Annotated in this window: 17 protein-coding genes; 11 read left to right on the forward strand and 6 right to left on the reverse strand. The window is 28.1% G+C overall.

The features are described 5' to 3' along the window. Positions 1-136 precede the first annotated feature (136 nt). The 4 genes from NSA01_RS05415 (at position 137) to NSA01_RS05430 (ending at position 3,340) form a co-directional block, all read left to right on the forward strand. Positions 137-1,363 carry a M14 family zinc carboxypeptidase gene (locus tag NSA01_RS05415; RefSeq protein WP_257480489.1) on the forward strand — a complete coding sequence of 409 codons (1,227 nt, stop codon included), beginning with the start codon at positions 137-139 and terminating at the stop codon, positions 1,361-1,363. 242 nt (positions 1,364-1,605) lie between these two features. Continuing rightward, positions 1,606-1,743: a hypothetical protein gene (locus NSA01_RS10085; RefSeq protein WP_373887184.1), complete on the forward strand. Its 138-nt coding sequence runs from the start codon at positions 1,606-1,608 to the stop codon at positions 1,741-1,743. Positions 1,744-1,973: 230 nt separating this feature from the next. Then, positions 1,974-2,744 carry a peptidoglycan DD-metalloendopeptidase family protein gene (locus NSA01_RS10090; RefSeq protein ID WP_257480490.1) on the forward strand — a complete coding sequence of 257 codons (771 nt, stop codon included), beginning with the start codon at positions 1,974-1,976 and terminating at the stop codon, positions 2,742-2,744. 143 nt (positions 2,745-2,887) lie between these two features. Beyond that, positions 2,888-3,340, forward strand: coding sequence for a COG2426 family protein (locus tag NSA01_RS05430; protein ID WP_306813857.1), 453 nt, complete (start codon positions 2,888-2,890; stop codon positions 3,338-3,340). 26 nt (positions 3,341-3,366) lie between these two features. Here the strand turns inward: NSA01_RS05430 and NSA01_RS05435 are convergent, their stop codons facing one another. Then, positions 3,367-6,129, reverse strand: coding sequence for a S8 family serine peptidase (locus NSA01_RS05435; protein WP_257480492.1), 2,763 nt, complete (start codon positions 6,127-6,129; stop codon positions 3,367-3,369). Between the two features lie 259 nt (positions 6,130-6,388). Here NSA01_RS05435 and NSA01_RS05440 point away from each other — a divergent pair, with 259 nt between their 5' ends. From NSA01_RS05440 to NSA01_RS05470, 7 genes are all read left to right on the forward strand, one after another. Beyond that, positions 6,389-6,796: a Fur family transcriptional regulator gene (locus NSA01_RS05440; protein ID WP_257480495.1), complete on the forward strand. Its 408-nt coding sequence runs from the start codon at positions 6,389-6,391 to the stop codon at positions 6,794-6,796. Positions 6,797-6,878: 82 nt separating this feature from the next. Next, positions 6,879-7,421, forward strand: coding sequence for an NADH peroxidase (locus NSA01_RS05445; protein WP_257480496.1), 543 nt, complete (start codon positions 6,879-6,881; stop codon positions 7,419-7,421). 171 nt (positions 7,422-7,592) lie between these two features. Then, positions 7,593-8,417 carry an ABC transporter permease gene (locus NSA01_RS05450; protein ID WP_257480497.1) on the forward strand — a complete coding sequence of 275 codons (825 nt, stop codon included), beginning with the start codon at positions 7,593-7,595 and terminating at the stop codon, positions 8,415-8,417. Between the two features lie 9 nt (positions 8,418-8,426). Beyond that, on the forward strand, positions 8,427-9,836 hold the full coding sequence (locus tag NSA01_RS05455; RefSeq protein ID WP_257480498.1) for an ABC transporter ATP-binding protein: 1,410 nt from the start codon (positions 8,427-8,429) through the stop codon (positions 9,834-9,836). A gap of 63 nt (positions 9,837-9,899) precedes the next feature. Then, on the forward strand, positions 9,900-11,045 hold the full coding sequence (locus NSA01_RS05460; protein WP_257480499.1) for a CDP-glycerol glycerophosphotransferase family protein: 1,146 nt from the start codon (positions 9,900-9,902) through the stop codon (positions 11,043-11,045). 24 nt (positions 11,046-11,069) lie between these two features. Further along, positions 11,070-12,191, forward strand: coding sequence for a CDP-glycerol glycerophosphotransferase family protein (locus NSA01_RS05465; protein WP_257480500.1), 1,122 nt, complete (start codon positions 11,070-11,072; stop codon positions 12,189-12,191). Between the two features lie 19 nt (positions 12,192-12,210). After that, positions 12,211-12,549, forward strand: a complete 339-nt coding sequence (locus NSA01_RS05470; protein ID WP_257480501.1) for a histidine triad nucleotide-binding protein — start codon at positions 12,211-12,213, stop codon at positions 12,547-12,549. Between the two features lie 26 nt (positions 12,550-12,575). Here NSA01_RS05470 and NSA01_RS05475 read toward each other — a convergent pair whose 3' ends face one another. The 5 genes from NSA01_RS05475 to NSA01_RS05495 all read right to left on the reverse strand — a co-directional run bounded on the left by NSA01_RS05475 (position 12,576) and on the right by NSA01_RS05495 (position 16,674). After that, positions 12,576-12,923 carry a DUF134 domain-containing protein gene (locus NSA01_RS05475; protein WP_257480502.1) on the reverse strand — a complete coding sequence of 116 codons (348 nt, stop codon included), beginning with the start codon at positions 12,921-12,923 and terminating at the stop codon, positions 12,576-12,578. A 184-nt stretch (positions 12,924-13,107) separates the two neighbouring features. Continuing rightward, a complete protein-coding gene (locus tag NSA01_RS05480; RefSeq protein ID WP_007049671.1) occupies positions 13,108-13,293 on the reverse strand; it encodes a DUF378 domain-containing protein in 186 nt (61 codons plus the stop codon). Positions 13,294-13,613: 320 nt separating this feature from the next. Next, positions 13,614-14,534: a serine O-acetyltransferase gene (locus NSA01_RS05485; protein WP_257480503.1), complete on the reverse strand. Its 921-nt coding sequence runs from the start codon at positions 14,532-14,534 to the stop codon at positions 13,614-13,616. 18 nt (positions 14,535-14,552) lie between these two features. Beyond that, positions 14,553-15,992 carry a sensor histidine kinase gene (locus NSA01_RS05490; RefSeq protein WP_257480504.1) on the reverse strand — a complete coding sequence of 480 codons (1,440 nt, stop codon included), beginning with the start codon at positions 15,990-15,992 and terminating at the stop codon, positions 14,553-14,555. Beyond that, positions 15,976-16,674 carry a response regulator transcription factor gene (locus NSA01_RS05495; protein ID WP_257480505.1) on the reverse strand — a complete coding sequence of 233 codons (699 nt, stop codon included), beginning with the start codon at positions 16,672-16,674 and terminating at the stop codon, positions 15,976-15,978. Before NSA01_RS05495 ends, NSA01_RS05490 begins: the two co-directional genes overlap by 17 nt. Between the last annotated feature and the right edge of the window lie 7 nt (positions 16,675-16,681).

The raw sequence follows: 16,681 nt of genomic DNA on the forward strand, positions 1-16,681 counted from the left end.
TTTATGTTAATTGTTATTAAGAAATTTTATTTAATATAAAATCTTTATTTTAAATGGTAAAAAAGGTAATACACTATTGATTTATCATCATATATTTAAAAGATAAAAATTTCATTTTAAATCGGAGATATAATTTATGGATAATTTAGATAAGCACATAAAAAAATTTAAAATTGTATTAAAGGTTGGGGATAGTTGTGATATTTTAAAAAAATTAAAAATCAATTTTGAAGAAAATAAAAAATGGGATATAGATGATCCTGAAATAATTAATTTAGATAATAAATATATGATTAGGGCTTTGAAAAAGGGTAGTACATATTTAAAGTTATTTACTATAAATAAAAAGATTTTTAATTATAGTATTAAGATAAATGTTTTAGATAAAGAAATTAATACAAATATAAATGATAAAAATCTTAACATTATAGATATATCCCATAATAAATATTCATATGAGATACTTGATAATGATATAAATAAACTTTGCAGTACATATAAAGATATTTTGAACTATGAAATTTTAGGCAAAAGTTATGATAATAGAAATATTTATTTATTGACCCTTGGAAATAAAAATGCTAAGTATACTTTATTTATTCAAGCTTCCATGCACGGAAGGGAATATATGACTTCAGTGCTTGTAATGAGACAAATTGAGTTGCTGTGTAAAAATTATTATACATCTAAATATATGGGAATTAGAGTTTGTGACGTATTAGATAACATAAAAATTTGTCTGGTTCCTATGGCTAATCCCGATGGGGTGGATATTTCAATTAATGGCGCAGAAATAATTAACGATAAAAATTTATATAATAGTATTTTAAAAGTCATTATGGAAAATAAAATAAATCATGAAATATGGAAGTCTAATGCGAGATGTGTTGACTTGAACAGGAACTTTGGCTATAAATGGGAAGATAATTATGATTTTAATGAAAAATCATTTATGGGATATAGAGGAGAGTATCCCGAAAGTGAATTGGAAACTAAGACTATTGCAGACTGGACAAGGAAAAACAGACCTTACATGTGTATAAGCTACCATGCAACGGGAAGTGAACTTTACTGGGATTACGGACAGGAAGGTTTACTGTTAAATAAAAGCATAAGGATTAGGGATCGAATAAAAGATTTAACACAATATGAATTAATGGATAGAAGTGTGGCATATAAAACAGGAGTACTTGGATATTCAGATTGGGTAAGTATGTATTTAAGTATCCCTGCATTTACTGTAGAAATAGGAAGTCCTTTTGTAAATGCTCCTTTAGATAGAGAACAATTTAATGATATATGGGAAGAAAATAAGTTTATTTCTATAGAGTTATGCAGATATATTTTTAATAATATGGATTAAATTTTTTTAAATTATATTTTATTATAAATACAAATAAACTTAATTAAGAAATATTATTAATACTGACATACAGTTGTCATATTTTGTTATATATAATTATATTAAAAAGGAGAAAAATATGATAGAGTCAAGATGTGGTATTAATTGCAGTCAGTGTGATTATAAGGAAGAAATAAATTGTAGAGGATGCATTTTTATTGATATACCTTTTTGGGGGGATTCTTGTCCTTTAAAAGACTGTTGTGAAAAAAAAAGATTATATGCACTGCGGTGAATGCAGTGAATTTCCATGTGAAGTATTGAATCAATTTGCATATGATAAGGAGCAAGGTGATAATGGGAAACGTATAGAGATGTGTAAAAAGTGGTGTTCGGAATAATATATTAAATTTATATTACTTAATATATTTAAAAAAGACGGCTGATTATATAATAATCAACTGTTTTTTTATTATCTAAGGTAAATATTAAAATATATTTCCTTTCTTTTTATTATTTATATCAAATATATAAAAATTTATTTATATGTGTTTAAAACATTATAGAGCGGTAATAATAGAAAATACTAAGAAAAGATAAAGGTCAAGAACTCAAAATAGGGGGTAATAAAGTGGATAATAATAAAAAGATTAAAAAGAAGATAGAAATGGGTAATAAAGAGCAAATTATTTCTAAGGTTTGTATTGTATTTAGTACACTTTTAATTGTGGGAGTATTATTTGCAAGTGTACTTAATAAAAGTAATGTAAATGTAGCTGATGTAAATAAGGATAGAATAAGTGATAAATCAGTTATGAGCGAAGAAGTTAAGCCTAAGGTTGCAGAAGATAATAATGATACAAAGAGTGAAAATGATACAAAAAATAATGAAGGTAAGGATGATATAACGAAAAGCAATGATGAAAATAAAACTAAATCAACATCTTCATCTAAAGCGGTATCAAATGTTACTTCTAAACCTGATATTTCAAATCCTAAAAAACCGGTAAAAAGCGGTGAAATAATAATGGATTATAGTTATAATACTACTCCTGTTTATTCAAAGACATTGAATGAATATTCATCTACTCACACAGGAATTGATTTAAAAGCGGATAATAATGAAAATGTTAAATGCATTTTAGACGGTGAAGTAAAGAGGGTTTACTTAGATGATAAACTCGGATATACCATTGTAATTGATCATGGCGGTGATTTTTATAGCATTTATTCTAACTTAAATAAAAAGATGAATGTTAAAAAAGGGCACAGAGTAAATAAAGGTGATGTTATTGGAAGTGTTGGGAAAAGTGCTGCATTTGAAATAGCCGATGATTATCATTTGCATTTTGAAATCAAGAATGGTAAATCCTATGTAAATCCAAATACATTATATAAATAAAGAAAATAATCCTTAAGCATTTAAAAGCGGTTAGTTCTAATGAATAACCGCTTTTATTATAATTTTATTAAAAGGTTTGACTTATATATTGCATATATTGTAATATAAAAAAGTAATTAAATTGAATATGAGGGATAAATATTTTGAATAGTTTTTTATATACATTACTAATATCTATGGTACCAATAATCGAACTAAGGGGAGGTCTTCCCGTTGGGATAGCCAGTGGATTAAGTTTCCCTGCTGCCTATATTGCTTCAGTTATCGGGAATTTAATTCCTGTTCCGTTTATAATATTATTTATTAGAAAAATATTTGTACTTATTAGGAAATATATGCCTAAACTAAGTAGTATGATAGATAAATTGGAAAACAAAGCACATTTAAAAGGGCAGAAAGTAAAAAAATATCAGAAGTTCGGATTGTTTCTATTTGTCGCAATCCCTCTTCCTGGGACAGGAGCTTGGACCGGTTCATTAGTAGCTGCGTTTTTGGATATAAGGCTAAAAGATGCAATACTTCCTATAGTTTTGGGGGTTCTAACCGCAGGTATACTTATAATGATGCTTACTTATGGCGTAACCGCAATTTTATAAATAAAAAAGACTCAAAAGAGTCTTTTTTATTTATATTTAAATTGTTTTGTTTTTATGGTCTTACTTCCATTTTCATTTTTTATGGTAACTTTAAAATAATACTTTGTTTTAGAACCTTTTTTATTTTTACCGTTTCTACCATTCCATTTAAATTTATATGTACCCGTTTTATAAGTTTTATTTTTAGCTATTGTTTTTATTAATTTATTCTTACGATTATATACTCTTACAGTGATTTTTCCGATAGTATTTGTTTTTACTTTTATCGTAGGATTATTTTTACGACCTCTTATTTTATAGCTTGATTTTAATTTATTTACTTTTATATTTGGTTTCTTTTTGATTAATGTAACATATGCTGATTTTTTAAAAGTATTTCTGCTATTTGAAGCATATATGACAATTTTATATTTACCTGGTGAAAAAAATTTATTTTTACTATTTTTTAAATTCCATTTTACATTATAACTGCCCTTTTTATATACTTTATTTACTATAGTATGCAGTGTTTTATTTTTAGTTGATGTAATTAAAACTTTGATCCTCGCATCTTCGTTTAGATAAAATCTTGTTGATGTATAGTATCCGCTGGCTCTTATAACTTTTGACGTACTTTTAAAACGAGATATGTTTACTTTGTTTGGATTAGTTACTTTAATATATTTTGTTACTTCAAATTTTCCTGATATATTATATCCCGAAATAATCACTTTATATGTTCCCGCAGGTACTAATTTATCTTTAGTATCTTTTAAATTCCAGTATTCTGTATTATTTCCTTTTCGGTTTCCCGAAATACTCTTAACGATTGTACCTTTTGAATTATAAATTTTTATCGAGGTTACACATTGATTATTGATAGTATATTTAATACTCGCTTTATTAAAATCATTTCTCTTTATTGATGATGTGACCGAAACTTTTGATATCGAAGCTTTTGCAGGTATTGTTATTTTTATATCTTTTGTGTATTCTTTTGTAGTATCACCATTTTTAACAGATATTTTAAATTTATATGTTCCGGATGGTATCAATTTATTATCATCATCCATATAATTCCAAGAAAAATTATGATTTCCTTTATTAACATTAGCATTATTATATATGGTTTTTATTACATTGCCATTTTCATCATACATTTTTGCAGTTAAATTACAATTTATATTTAGCTTAATAGTTGCAGATAACTTTGTATTTGGGAGCGGAGCATAAGAAGATTGCAGATTTAATACTTCTGCGGTTTTGTTTAATGTAAAATTATAAGATAACTTTGTTGTATCACTATTTTCGGTAAATACTGCGTTTATTTTATATGTTCCTGCATTTACGCTATTACCTTCATTGTCGGTATAATCCCATTTTATTGATGAATTTCTTGTAGAAATATTATTTAAATTAAATGTTTTTATTACTTTGTTTTTGTTATCCGTAATAGTTATTTCAGCATTTACGTTTTCTCCCGTGTACATTGATATTGAAAGAGGAGATGTTGAAAGGTCATAATCACTTCTTTTATTTAGGGATAATAAAGTAGATTTATGTAATGCCTGTAAAGGATTTATTTCTCCGTAACCGTAATAATCATCTCTTCCTTTTGCTCCTAAATCATTTGCTGTAGAGTTGATTATATCTACCACTTCTTTTGCCGATAAAGTTGGATTTGCTGACATTATGAGCCCTGCTACTCCGGAAACGAAAGGTGCTGCCATACTGGTACCTGAGTCTGTCTTTAATTCATTTTTTGATTTATTACTTAATGAATTAATATTACTGCCGGGAGCAGCTATATCTTTATATTTATTATAATCTGAATATTTTGCTCTTGTTGGATTTCCTTTAGAATCATATTGTAGAGCAACAACGGAGTAGCTATTAGGATAATCAGAAGGGTAGGAATAATCAGGATATCCATTTCTACCGTCTCCATTTCCCGCTGCACAAACTGTAAGAACACTGTTTGCTGATTTATTATAATTAGTATTTATTATATTTTCTAATGCTCTGTCTCCGTAAGTTGCGTCATTGTCATAACCATATCCTCCAAGGCTCATATTAATAACTCTGCATCCTTTATTTACAGCCCATTTATATCCGTTTATAATATCAGATGTATAGGCATCATTTCCTCTAAAAACTTTTACAATATATAGATTTGAATCATAAGCAACTCCAGCACCGAGTGTTTTATTATTTCCTTTTGCTGCTGTAATACCTGCTACGTGTGTTCCGTGTCCAATACTGTCGGTTACAGTTGTTGAACCATTTGTTGCATTATAGGTGCCTGCAACATTACTAAGGTCAGGATTTGAAATATAAGCGCCTGTATCTAAAATAGCTATTTTTACATTTTTACCTGTCGAATAGTTCCATGCTGTCGTATCATTTCCTGCTATATTTGTATATTTTAAATGCCATTGAAATTTTTCTAAAGATGAATTTATTACATTTGGATCGTTTGTAGTGGATAAAGCCTTATATTTAAAGTTAGGCTGTGCATATAATACTTCGCTTTTTTCATTAAGAGTTTTTAGTGTTTCTTCAACACTTGAGTCTTTAGGTACTTCAACTAATTCTATGTTTTCTTTTTTATCAACAGTTTCTTCAATGTTTAAATTTTCTTTAGATAACATTCTAGATTTTTTAGAATTTGAAATATTATCTCTAAAAACCACCAATACATTATTGGGATCATATTTTTCTTCTGTTTTATTTTGAGCATAAACGGTATTTGTAAATAATAGAATTAATAATATTGATAATAATGTGTATATTATTCTTTTGTTTTTCATTGATAATTCCCCTATAAATTTCTATTATTTATATTTTATCATATTTTATAGAAATTAAATAAATAAAATCATCAATATAGATAAATTTTAAATAAACTTATTGTATTTATATAAATAGAGTTATATAATGATTTTAAATAAATTAGAATGATTATAAATTATTTTAAAAATTTAGTAAAAAACTATTGACAAATTTGGAAAAGTTTATATAATTAAATTATAATCATTCTAATTTATAAAACGTAGAAAGGAGAAAGTCATGGAAAAATTAGATGTAAAAGAAATTATAAGATCTCATGGATTAAAAGCTACACCTAATAGGATTGCTGTTTATGAGTATATGTTAAACAGTAAAGAACATCCCAGTGCCGAGATGATAAAAGAACATCTAAACAGTCTAGGAAATAAATTCTCTCTTGCTACAGTATATAATATTATAGAGGCTTTTCTTGAAAAAGGCGTCATTATAAAAGTCAGGGATGATGAGAATAATATGATGAGATTTGATGCTAATACTGATTTTCATGTTCATATATATAATAGTCAAACAAATGAAATTACGGATTATGAAGACAGTGAGCATACAAAATTTCTAGAAAAGAAATTAAAAGAAATAAAAAAAGAGAATAATTTTGGCGACGAACATAAAATAGTAGCTGAAATGTAATTAAAACAGTTAATGATAGCAATTTGCTATTAAAATATAAAAAAAGATAAATAAATTTTAAATTGAAAAGGAGATAATTATTATGAAAAAATGGGTATGCACAGTATGCGGTTATGTACACGAAGGAGAAAATCCACCGGCAGAATGTCCACAATGTCACGTTCCTGCTGAGAAATTCCAAGAAATGGGCGGAGACAGAACTTGGGCAGCAGAACACGTTGTAGGTGTTGCAAAAGGTGTTAGTGAAGATATTATTGCAGATTTGAGAGCTAACTTTGAAGGAGAATGCTCAGAAGTTGGTATGTATCTTGCAATGGCAAGAGTAGCTCACAGAGAAGGTTATCCTGAAATAGGTCTTTACTGGGAAAAAGCTGCTTATGAAGAAGCCGAACATGCTGCAAAATTCGCTGAATTACTTGGTGAAGTTGTAACAGACAGTACAAAGAAAAACCTTGAAATGAGAGTAGAAGCTGAAAACGGCGCAACTGCAGGTAAATTTGACCTTGCTAAGAGAGCTAAAGAAGCTAACTTAGATGCAATTCATGATACAGTTCATGAAATGGCTAGAGACGAAGCTAGACATGGTAAAGCGTTTGAAGGATTACTTCAAAGATATTTTGGCTAAAATACATAAAAAACGAAATATAGTAAAAACTAAAAAAGCCTTTAAATAAAGGCTTTTTTTAGTTTTTACAGGTATATGAAATTTGACTTTTAATATTTTTTGTTGTATTATAATTTATCATGTGCTATTATGCTAATTATATTTTTTATATAATTGAAAAGGAGTTTTATTATGATAAGAGCTATCAAAAGCTTAATAGAATTAGTAAAATCAAACATTAAATATAAAACACAAACATGGAAGATGGCTAAGATGACACTTAAAAAAATGTATTCCGGTTCAGCTTTAGGTGTTGCCTGGTCTCTTGTAAGACCTATATTATTTATATTTGTTTATTGGTTTGGTATAGAAATAGGTATTAGAGGCGGCAAGCCCGTTGGAGGGCATATACCTTATATTTTTTGGTTAATGAGCGGAATCATTGCATGGTTCTTCATTAGTGATATTCTAAACGGTGGCGTTTCAGCTATCAGAAGAGACAACCATCTTGTTACAAAGACAGTTTTCCCTGTACAAACTATACCTGTATATTATACACTAGCACAGTTTATTTCGCATTTAATATTACTTGTTTTGGTAATCGTAGTTCTTGCCATTTTTGGGTATTTACCAACGATATATTATATACAGATACTGTATTATACTATTTTTATGTTTTTATTCTGCTGCATACTTTGTACTTTTTTATCAACCCTTGCTGTAATAAGCAGAGACTTTGAACAATTAGTTAAATCTACAAGTATGATATTCTTCTGGTTATCTCCTATTATTTGGGGTGCAGATAAAATGAACGATACGTCTTTATTAATGACAATACTTAAGCTAAATCCATTTTATTATTTTGTACAAGGGTATAGGGATACTCTTTTATTTCATACTTGGTTTTTTGAAAGACCTCACTATACGATATATATGATTGTATTTACTATTTTATTTGCCTTATTAACGTCATATTTATATAATAAACTTCATAGTGAGTTTGCGGATGTATTATAGGAGGTAGTCATGGCTAAAGCAAATTTTAATAATACAAAAAAAGTAAATGTAGATATGGCTCCTTACTATAAAATTGCTAAAGAAATCGAAAAAGCAAATGTTTGGAGTAATGATATCCCCGAAGATAATATTGCGATTAAAATTAAAGATTTATCTAAAATGTATAAAATATATGATAAGTCTTGGTATAGAGTTTTAAATGCATTTTCGTCTAAAGTTTCTTATAGAGAATTTTATGCTCTTAAAGATTTAAATATAAATATTCCCAAAGGTGAAACGATAGGTATACTTGGTACTAACGGATCAGGTAAATCAACCCTACTTAAAATGATAACTGGTGTGGTAAAACCTACTAATGGTATTATTGATGCACGAGGTAGAATTTCTGCCATGCTTGAACTTACTTCTGGTTTTGATAGTGAGCTTACAGGATTTGAAAATATATTTTTGAAGGCCACAATCCTTGGGATTTCAAATGAAGAAATCGAAAAGAAAGTTGAAAATATAGCTGAATTCGCCGATATTGGCGACTATTTATACCAACCGGTAAGAACATATTCTTCTGGAATGAAATCAAGACTTGGTTTTGCTATAAATGTTAATGTAGATCCTGACATATTGATTGTAGATGAAGTGTTAGCTGTCGGTGACGATACTTTTAAATTGAAGTGTTTATCAAAAATGGATGAATTTAGAAAACAGGGCAAAACTATTTTATTTGTAAGCCATGCTCTAGGAATGATTAAGGGTTTTTGTACAAAGTCAATGTGGATCAAAGATGGTGAGCTCGTTGTACAAGGTGAAACCCCTGCGGTAACTAAATTATACGAAGATTATCTAAAAGATATAAGAAAAAGAAAAAAAATACAAACTATTGAAGAAAAAGAAGAAGAAGAAATTGAGCTGATTCTATCTAGAAAAGATATTTTAGATTTTAGACATGTAAGGATTATAAATCCTGTAAATGCGCCTAATAATACAACTGATTTTAATTATAGAGATAATATTATATTTGAAGTGGAATATGATGTTAAGACTAATATTGAAAATGATATGGTTTGTTGCTTTTCAATAAGAGATGTTTCAGATAATGAAATTTTTTCTACGGATAAGCAAGATAAAAATAATATGATTGATATATCAAAAGGAAGACATGTATTTAGATTTGTTATACCTAATTCAAGATTGCTTCCGGGAGCATATAAAATAGCAGGTGAATTTTGGGATAATAGATCAGGTATGGATATAAAATTTGCTACTAAGAGGGATTTTACTATTATAAGTAATAAATTTGAAGGCGGAGGAGTTTATTCTATACCTTATATTTTTGAAAAAGATGACAAAACTTTAATTGAAAGAGTTAAGGAAGGCAGTGAAAAAGAAAGTTCCGCTTATAATTTTAATATAGAGATGGAATAATTAAAAAACTACTAAATGTTTAACATTTAGTAGTTTACTATTATATATTAAAGGAGCTTAGATATGAATATTAGAGAACTTTGTCCGGCTTTTCTTTTCCCGTTATTACAAAAATTAATGAGTATAAAGGACATAATTATTTATGATTATTATAAATTAACAACAAAGGTTGATGATAAATCTGTTTTTTTATTTTCAGTATCTAGAGAGAACTTGAGCGGCAATTTATTTTTTATTTATGATAAAATAAAAAACAGTGATTTTAATATTAATATTTGTTTAGAAAATGATTCTACCGGCAGATCGAAAATACTAAAAAATATAGCTAGTTCAAAATATACTATAATAGATGATTATACAAAAATGATATATCCTTTAAAACTTAGAAAAGGTACTAAACTCATCCAAGTATGGCATTCGACCGGTGCTTTTAAAAGAATGGGATTTAGTAGAATGGGAAAGAAGGGAAGTACAATTAAAACTTCTCTTACACATAAAAATTATACGGATGTTATTGTTAGCGGAAGCGGTGTCGTTAGAAATTTCGCAGAGGCTTTTGGAGTAACTGAAGATAAGATTCATCCAATAGGGGTTCCAAGAACAGATGTTTTTTTCGATAAAATTTATAAAGATAAAATCACAAGAAAATTAGAAAATAAATATCCGATCATAAAGGATAAAAAAGTTATATTATTTGCTCCGACTTTTAGAGGAGAAACTAGAAAAGATGCTTTTTATCCTAATGAATATTTAGATATAAGAAAACTATTAAATAAAATAGATGATAAATATATTTTTGGTATTAAATTACATCCTTTTATCAAACAAAGTATGCAAATACATGATGATTTAAAGAACAGAGTGATAGATTTTTCTTCGGAAAGAGAAATTAATGATTTATTGTTTATTACAGATATTTTAATAACCGACTACTCATCCGTCATATTTGAATATTCATTTTTTAAAAAAAATATAATTTATTATGCACCTGATCTAAAAGAATATATAGAAGATAGGGACTTTTTTTATGATTATGATGAATACATCTACGGTCCTATTGCAAGAAATATGGATGAGTTGATAAATTGTATAGGCAGTAGTCAAATCGATTATGATAAAATTAATAGTTTCTATGATCGGTTTTTAAACGGATGTGACGGGCATGCATCACAAAGATTTGTTGATTTAATTTTAAATAATAATAAATAAATATAAAAGTGTGGAGATATTATTTTGAGTATAATTATAAAATTAGGTATTTTATTTTTAAATATTATTTATTTGTTTTTAAAACCACTTCCAACTAAAAATAAAATAACTTTTATCAGCCGGCAAGCGAATAGTCCTTCAATCGATATTAAAATGTTATGTGATCAACTAAATAAAATAGATGATATAAGGGTTGTAGTATTATGTAAATGTCTGGAATCAGGGATAAAATCAAAAATATTATATATTTTTCATATGTTTAAACAAATGTACCATTTGTCTACTTCTAAAGTTATTGTTCTAGATTCGTATTGTATAGTAGCCAGTATATTAAAACATAAAAAAAATTTAAAAATTATTCAAATGTGGCACGGATTAGGTTCTATGAAGAAATTTGGATATAGTATATTAGATAGCGGTGAAGGAAGAAGTTCAAAAATTGCTAAGTTAATGAAAATGCATGAAAATTATAATTATGTATTTGTAAGTAGTAAAAATTGTATAGATTATTTATCTGAGGCTTACAAATGTGAGAAAGATATTATAAGGGTAATGCCTTTACCAAGGGTAGATTTGCTTTGTAATAGCGAATTATCAGAAAGTAAAAGGAATGATATAATTAAACATTATCCTATTTTAAAAGATAAAAAAAATATTTTATATGCACCTACCTTTAGAAAAAACGGTAATGATACTGATGCAATAACGGAACTGATTAATAATATCAATTTTGATAAATATAACTTTATCTTGAAGACACATCCACTTACAGAAGTAAATATAGAAAATATTTACAGTAAGAATATTATTAATGACAGAACTTTTGAAACGCTTGAAATGATTACTGTAGCTGATTATGTAATCACCGACTATTCTGCAATTATATATGAAGTAGCTTTAAATAAGAAACCTATTTACTTTTATACGTATGATTTAGATGATTACAAAGATAACAGAAATTTTTATATTAATTTTGAGAAAGAAGTTCCCGGTTTAATATCTTATAATGCATCTGATATCATCAAAGATATTGATAATAATATATATGATATGGAACGTATAAATATTTTTGCAGATAAATATGTAGACAATAAAATTAATTGTACAAAAAAAATTATAGATTTTATTTTAAAAATTATGAATTAAAATAAATTGGAGGTTTAAAATGAGTGATTGTTTATTTTGTAAGATTATAAATGGAGAAATCCCTTCTACAAAAGTGTATGAGGACGAGAAAGTATATGCTTTTAAAGATATTGAACCTATTGCTCCGTATCATGTACTTATAATTCCTAAAAAGCATTATTCATCAATATTAGATGTTGAAAAGAACGATGATATCGTTAGTTATGTTTTTAGTATTTGTGTTAGGCTTGCTAAAGACGAAGGATATGATGAAAAAGGGTTTAGGATAATAAACAACTGCGGAGATGAAGGTGGACAAAGTGTTCATCATTTACATTTTCATTTATTAGCAGGTAAAAAATTATCTTGGGAAGCATAAAAAAAGAGCATATCATATGCTCTTTTTTATTTATCATAATTATTGCATTTGCAGTGAGTACAGTTGCATCCCGAGGATTGATTATCGCAGACTTCATAGGTTCCGCCTTCGATTTTTAAACTTGTTCCCGTAGTTAAAAATTCTGCTACTTTTCTTCTGGCACTTGTGTATAAAAGCTGTATCGTTGGTCTTGATACATTCATTTGAACTGCACATTCTTCTTGTGTTAGTTTTTCTTTATCCATTAGTCTTATTACTTCATATTCTTCAACATCCATTATGATTGGCTCTAAGTTTTCATTTTTATTTCTGCCTTCAAAATATTTAATATCAGGTAATTTACAAACATTTTTACATTTTCTTGGTCTTGGCATTTTTAAACCGTCCTTAAAACATTATATTATAAATAATAATCATGATTGACTAGTTTGTCAATAAGGGATAAGTAATGAATTATTTAGTATGGAATATATAAATAAAAATAAAGCCGATTTATTAAGTAATCGGCTTTATAATTATGATTCCATATAAATATTATATCTTACAACTTTATAGTAATTAATCAACCTTATTGAATAAACTAATTGAATAAAGCCCTGCTAGACCTACAACTGCATAAACAATTCTGCTGATAATTGAAGTTTGACCTCCAAAAATTGCTGCAACTAAGTCAAATTGGAAAAATCCGATTAATCCCCAGTTGATAGCGCCGATTATTACTAATAATAAAACAAATTTATTCAAAATTTTTCACTCCTTTAAATTTATTTATATTATATTTTTACCAAAAAATAAAAAAATAAACATTGTGCATATTTTCTTTAATTTATAAGCACTTAGTTAAATTATAATTTTAATTTATTTAATATTAAAAAGGTAATTTTATGTTTAAGATAATTATTATTGGATAAGTTATATTGATTAAATGAGATATTTTGTTGACATATGTTTGTATAGTGAAAATATCGGGATATACATTTTTATATTATAAGCCTTAAGAGTTGATTTATTGAAATGAATTATTAATTACTATAAAAATAAAAAACTGATAAGATTATCAGTTTTTATTTTGCAACTTCTATTAAATTATCCGGAGTATTATTATATACCCTTGAATTTTTAGGAACGCTTGTTGTAAGCCATACATTACCTCCGATGATAGAGCCTTCACCAACGGTTGTATTTCCTCCGAGAATCGTAGCTCCGGAATATATTATTACGTTATCCTCTATGTTAGGATGTCTCTTCACTCCTTTTACAGGATTACCGTCGTCATCGAGTTCGAAGCTCTTGGCTCCAAGTGTCACTCCCTGATATAATTTTACATTATCTCCTATTACACATGTTTCACCTATAACAACACCTGTAGCATGGTCTATAAAGAAGTATTTTCCTATTTTAGCTCCCGGATGTATATCAATACCTGTTCTTGCATGTGCATATTCAGTCATGATCCTGGGAATTAAAGGGACTTCCAGCAAGAATAGTTCGTGTGCGAGTCTTTGAATTGTTATTGCTTCCAAGTATGGATAACTAAGGAGAATTTCTTCGATACTCATTGCAGCAGGGTCTCCGTTGTATGCTGCAACGATATCGGTAGAAAGTATTTCTCTTACTTTAGGTATACTTTCCATGAACTTTATAGTAGCTTCGTCTGCTTTTTTAGTGCATTTATCACAGTTTTTATCTTTTTCCAGTTTATCACACATATTTATAAATACTTCTCTTATTATGCCATTGAGTTCCATAGCTGCCATATTAAGTCTTTTTCTCACATAAATATTTATAAATTCTTTATTATCTAAATCTTTTTCATATATAGTCGGAAATAGACCAGCTTCTAAATTTTTGATTATATCCGTTACTCTTAATTTAGTTCCAAATCCGCTTATTCCTTCATCTGTTAGTTCTTTTTGATTGATATTCACAACTTGACTTGATATTTCTTTACTTCTGGTTTCAAGCCAGTTTTTCATATTTCCCATGTATGTATCTCCCTTTCGTTATTTTAATAAAGGTAAAATAATGGAAAATTCACTGCCTTCATTTTCTTTTGTCTTAACTCTGATCCTGCCCTTATGGTCGAGAACGATAGCTTTTGCAATGCTTAGACCCAGACCCATACCGCCGGTTTCTTTATTTCTTGATTTATCCGTTCGGTAAAATCTATCAAAAACGTTTCTTAAGTCTTCGTCTTTTATACCCATTCCATTATCTTTAATAGTTAGTATAGCATTATTTTCCTGTTTTTGTAAAATTATTTTTAATGTAATATCATCTTTATTTGAATATTTTATTCCATTGTCTACAAATATCCTTATAACTTCTATGATTCTGAATTCGTCTGCCATAATATATACATTATCATCTATAGTGTGCAGAATTGTTATATCCGGATGAGTAACGCTTAAATCTTTTATTACAATACCTATTGTTTCACTTAAATTGGTTTTCTCAAATTTATAGTTTAAATTCTTCTTATCATATTTAGCAAGGAACAGTAACCTGTTTACGAGGTTTTTCATATTCTCCGCTTCGAATATAATAGAATCAACGCTTTCGTTAAGTATTTCTTCATCTTCTTTTCCCCAGCGTTTCAGCATATTTCCATAACCTGAAATAACAGATATAGGTGTTCTTAATTCATGGGAAACGTCAGATACGAACCTTTCCTGTTTTTCATATGCCTCCTGAAAAGAGTCAATCATTTCATTTGTAGTTTTTGCAAGTTCCTGAAGTTCATATTCCGCGCCTGTAACGTCTAACCTTAAGTCTAAATTTTCAGTAGTTATTTTTCTTGTAGTCCTATTCATTTCATTTATAGGTGAGAGTATCTTACCGAGTTTCATTCTTCCCAGTATAAGCATCATAAACGCTCCTAAAAATAGAACGATACTTACCGGTGGAAGTACTGCCCCAAGTTTGTTTATAAAAGGCATGGCAGGATAAAAAATCAAAAGTTTATAAACTTCGTTATTTGCTTCAATATCTCTGCTACTGACCAAATAGCCTTTATCGAGAAGTGACGCCCTTGGTATTAACTCAAACCAAAAGTTATTTTTCAAACCTTTTATATAATTATCAATTTTTTCATTTTTATCGAGTAAGTAGTAATTCCCGTTTGAGTTGATTAAGGCTATAACGGAATCTGAATGTTTTTTCTCTATTTTAGATAAGTTGTTTTTTATATACTCTGTATCGTTAAAATTTCCGTTTTTAAGAGTACTTGTGATACTTTTATCTATCTTGCTGTTTTCTTTGTATACTTCTTTATATGTGCTTCTAAGTAGGGTGATACTTAATATTATAACTGAAATTATCGCAATTAAAAGATAAAGGTAAGTATACCAAAGAGCTGTCTTTTGTTTTATGCTCTTTGCTTTCTTTACCTTTTTTGCAGTTTGTATTTTATTGTCTTTAGTTTTTTTATTCTTCTTCGTCATCTTTAAACTGATAGCCTATTCCTCTAACGGTTCTAATATAATGTGTATCATATTTTTGATCTATTTTACTTCTTAAATATCTTATATATACATCAGTTACGTTTGTTTCTGATTCATAGTCGTATCCCCAAACATTGCTGACTATTTGTTCTCTTGTAAGTACTATATTTTTATTTATCATCAAGTACTCTAAAAGCTCAAACTCTTTTTTCGTAAGTGAAATTTCTTCATCCTCAAAGTGAGCTGTGTAGGTATTTTTATCGAGGGTAATTTTACCTGCCTTTATAACGGCTTCTCTTTCCTTTGTTTCGCTGATTACTGCCTGTCTTGATAAAATCTTTCTTATTCTTGCTAAAAGCTCTTCAATGGCAAATGGTTTTGTCATATAGTCGTCTGCACCTATATCAAGACCCATAACTTTATCGGAAACATCTGATTTTGCTGTCAGCATAATAATCGGAGTGGTAATCTTATTTGCTCTAAGCCTTCTGCATATCTCGATACCGCTTAAATTAGGGAGCATTAAATCAAGTATTATAAGGTCATATTTTTCATCCATTGCTTTGAGTAAGCCGTCTCTGCCTTCGGTAGCAACAGTTAGATTATATCCTTCATGAGTTAATTCAAGCTGCAAAAATCTTGCTATTTTGAGTTCATCTTCTACCAATAGTATTTCTTTCATATCATTC

Source organism: Anaerofustis stercorihominis (assembly GCF_024623185.1).
Classification (GTDB): Bacteria; Bacillota; Clostridia; order Eubacteriales; family Anaerofustaceae; genus Anaerofustis.

Excerpts from the sequence above, each read along its gene's own strand:
- NSA01_RS05450 (WP_257480497.1), top strand. The coding sequence starts at position 7,593 with ATGATAAGAGCTATCAAAAGCTTAATAGAATTAGTAAAATCAAACATT.
- NSA01_RS05475 (WP_257480502.1), bottom strand. The coding sequence starts at position 12,923 with ATGCCAAGACCAAGAAAATGTAAAAATGTTTGTAAATTACCTGATATT.
- NSA01_RS05445 (WP_257480496.1), top strand. The coding sequence starts at position 6,879 with ATGAAAAAATGGGTATGCACAGTATGCGGTTATGTACACGAAGGAGAA.
- NSA01_RS05460 (WP_257480499.1), top strand. The coding sequence starts at position 9,900 with ATGAATATTAGAGAACTTTGTCCGGCTTTTCTTTTCCCGTTATTACAA.
- NSA01_RS05490 (WP_257480504.1), bottom strand. The coding sequence starts at position 15,992 with ATGACGAAGAAGAATAAAAAAACTAAAGACAATAAAATACAAACTGCA.
- NSA01_RS05495 (WP_257480505.1), bottom strand. The coding sequence starts at position 16,674 with ATGAAAGAAATACTATTGGTAGAAGATGAACTCAAAATAGCAAGATTT.
- NSA01_RS05485 (WP_257480503.1), bottom strand. The coding sequence starts at position 14,534 with ATGGGAAATATGAAAAACTGGCTTGAAACCAGAAGTAAAGAAATATCA.
- NSA01_RS05455 (WP_257480498.1), top strand. The coding sequence starts at position 8,427 with ATGGCTAAAGCAAATTTTAATAATACAAAAAAAGTAAATGTAGATATG.
- NSA01_RS05440 (WP_257480495.1), top strand. The coding sequence starts at position 6,389 with ATGGAAAAATTAGATGTAAAAGAAATTATAAGATCTCATGGATTAAAA.
- NSA01_RS05415 (WP_257480489.1), top strand. The coding sequence starts at position 137 with ATGGATAATTTAGATAAGCACATAAAAAAATTTAAAATTGTATTAAAG.
- NSA01_RS05470 (WP_257480501.1), top strand. The coding sequence starts at position 12,211 with ATGAGTGATTGTTTATTTTGTAAGATTATAAATGGAGAAATCCCTTCT.
- NSA01_RS05435 (WP_257480492.1), bottom strand. The coding sequence starts at position 6,129 with ATGAAAAACAAAAGAATAATATACACATTATTATCAATATTATTAATT.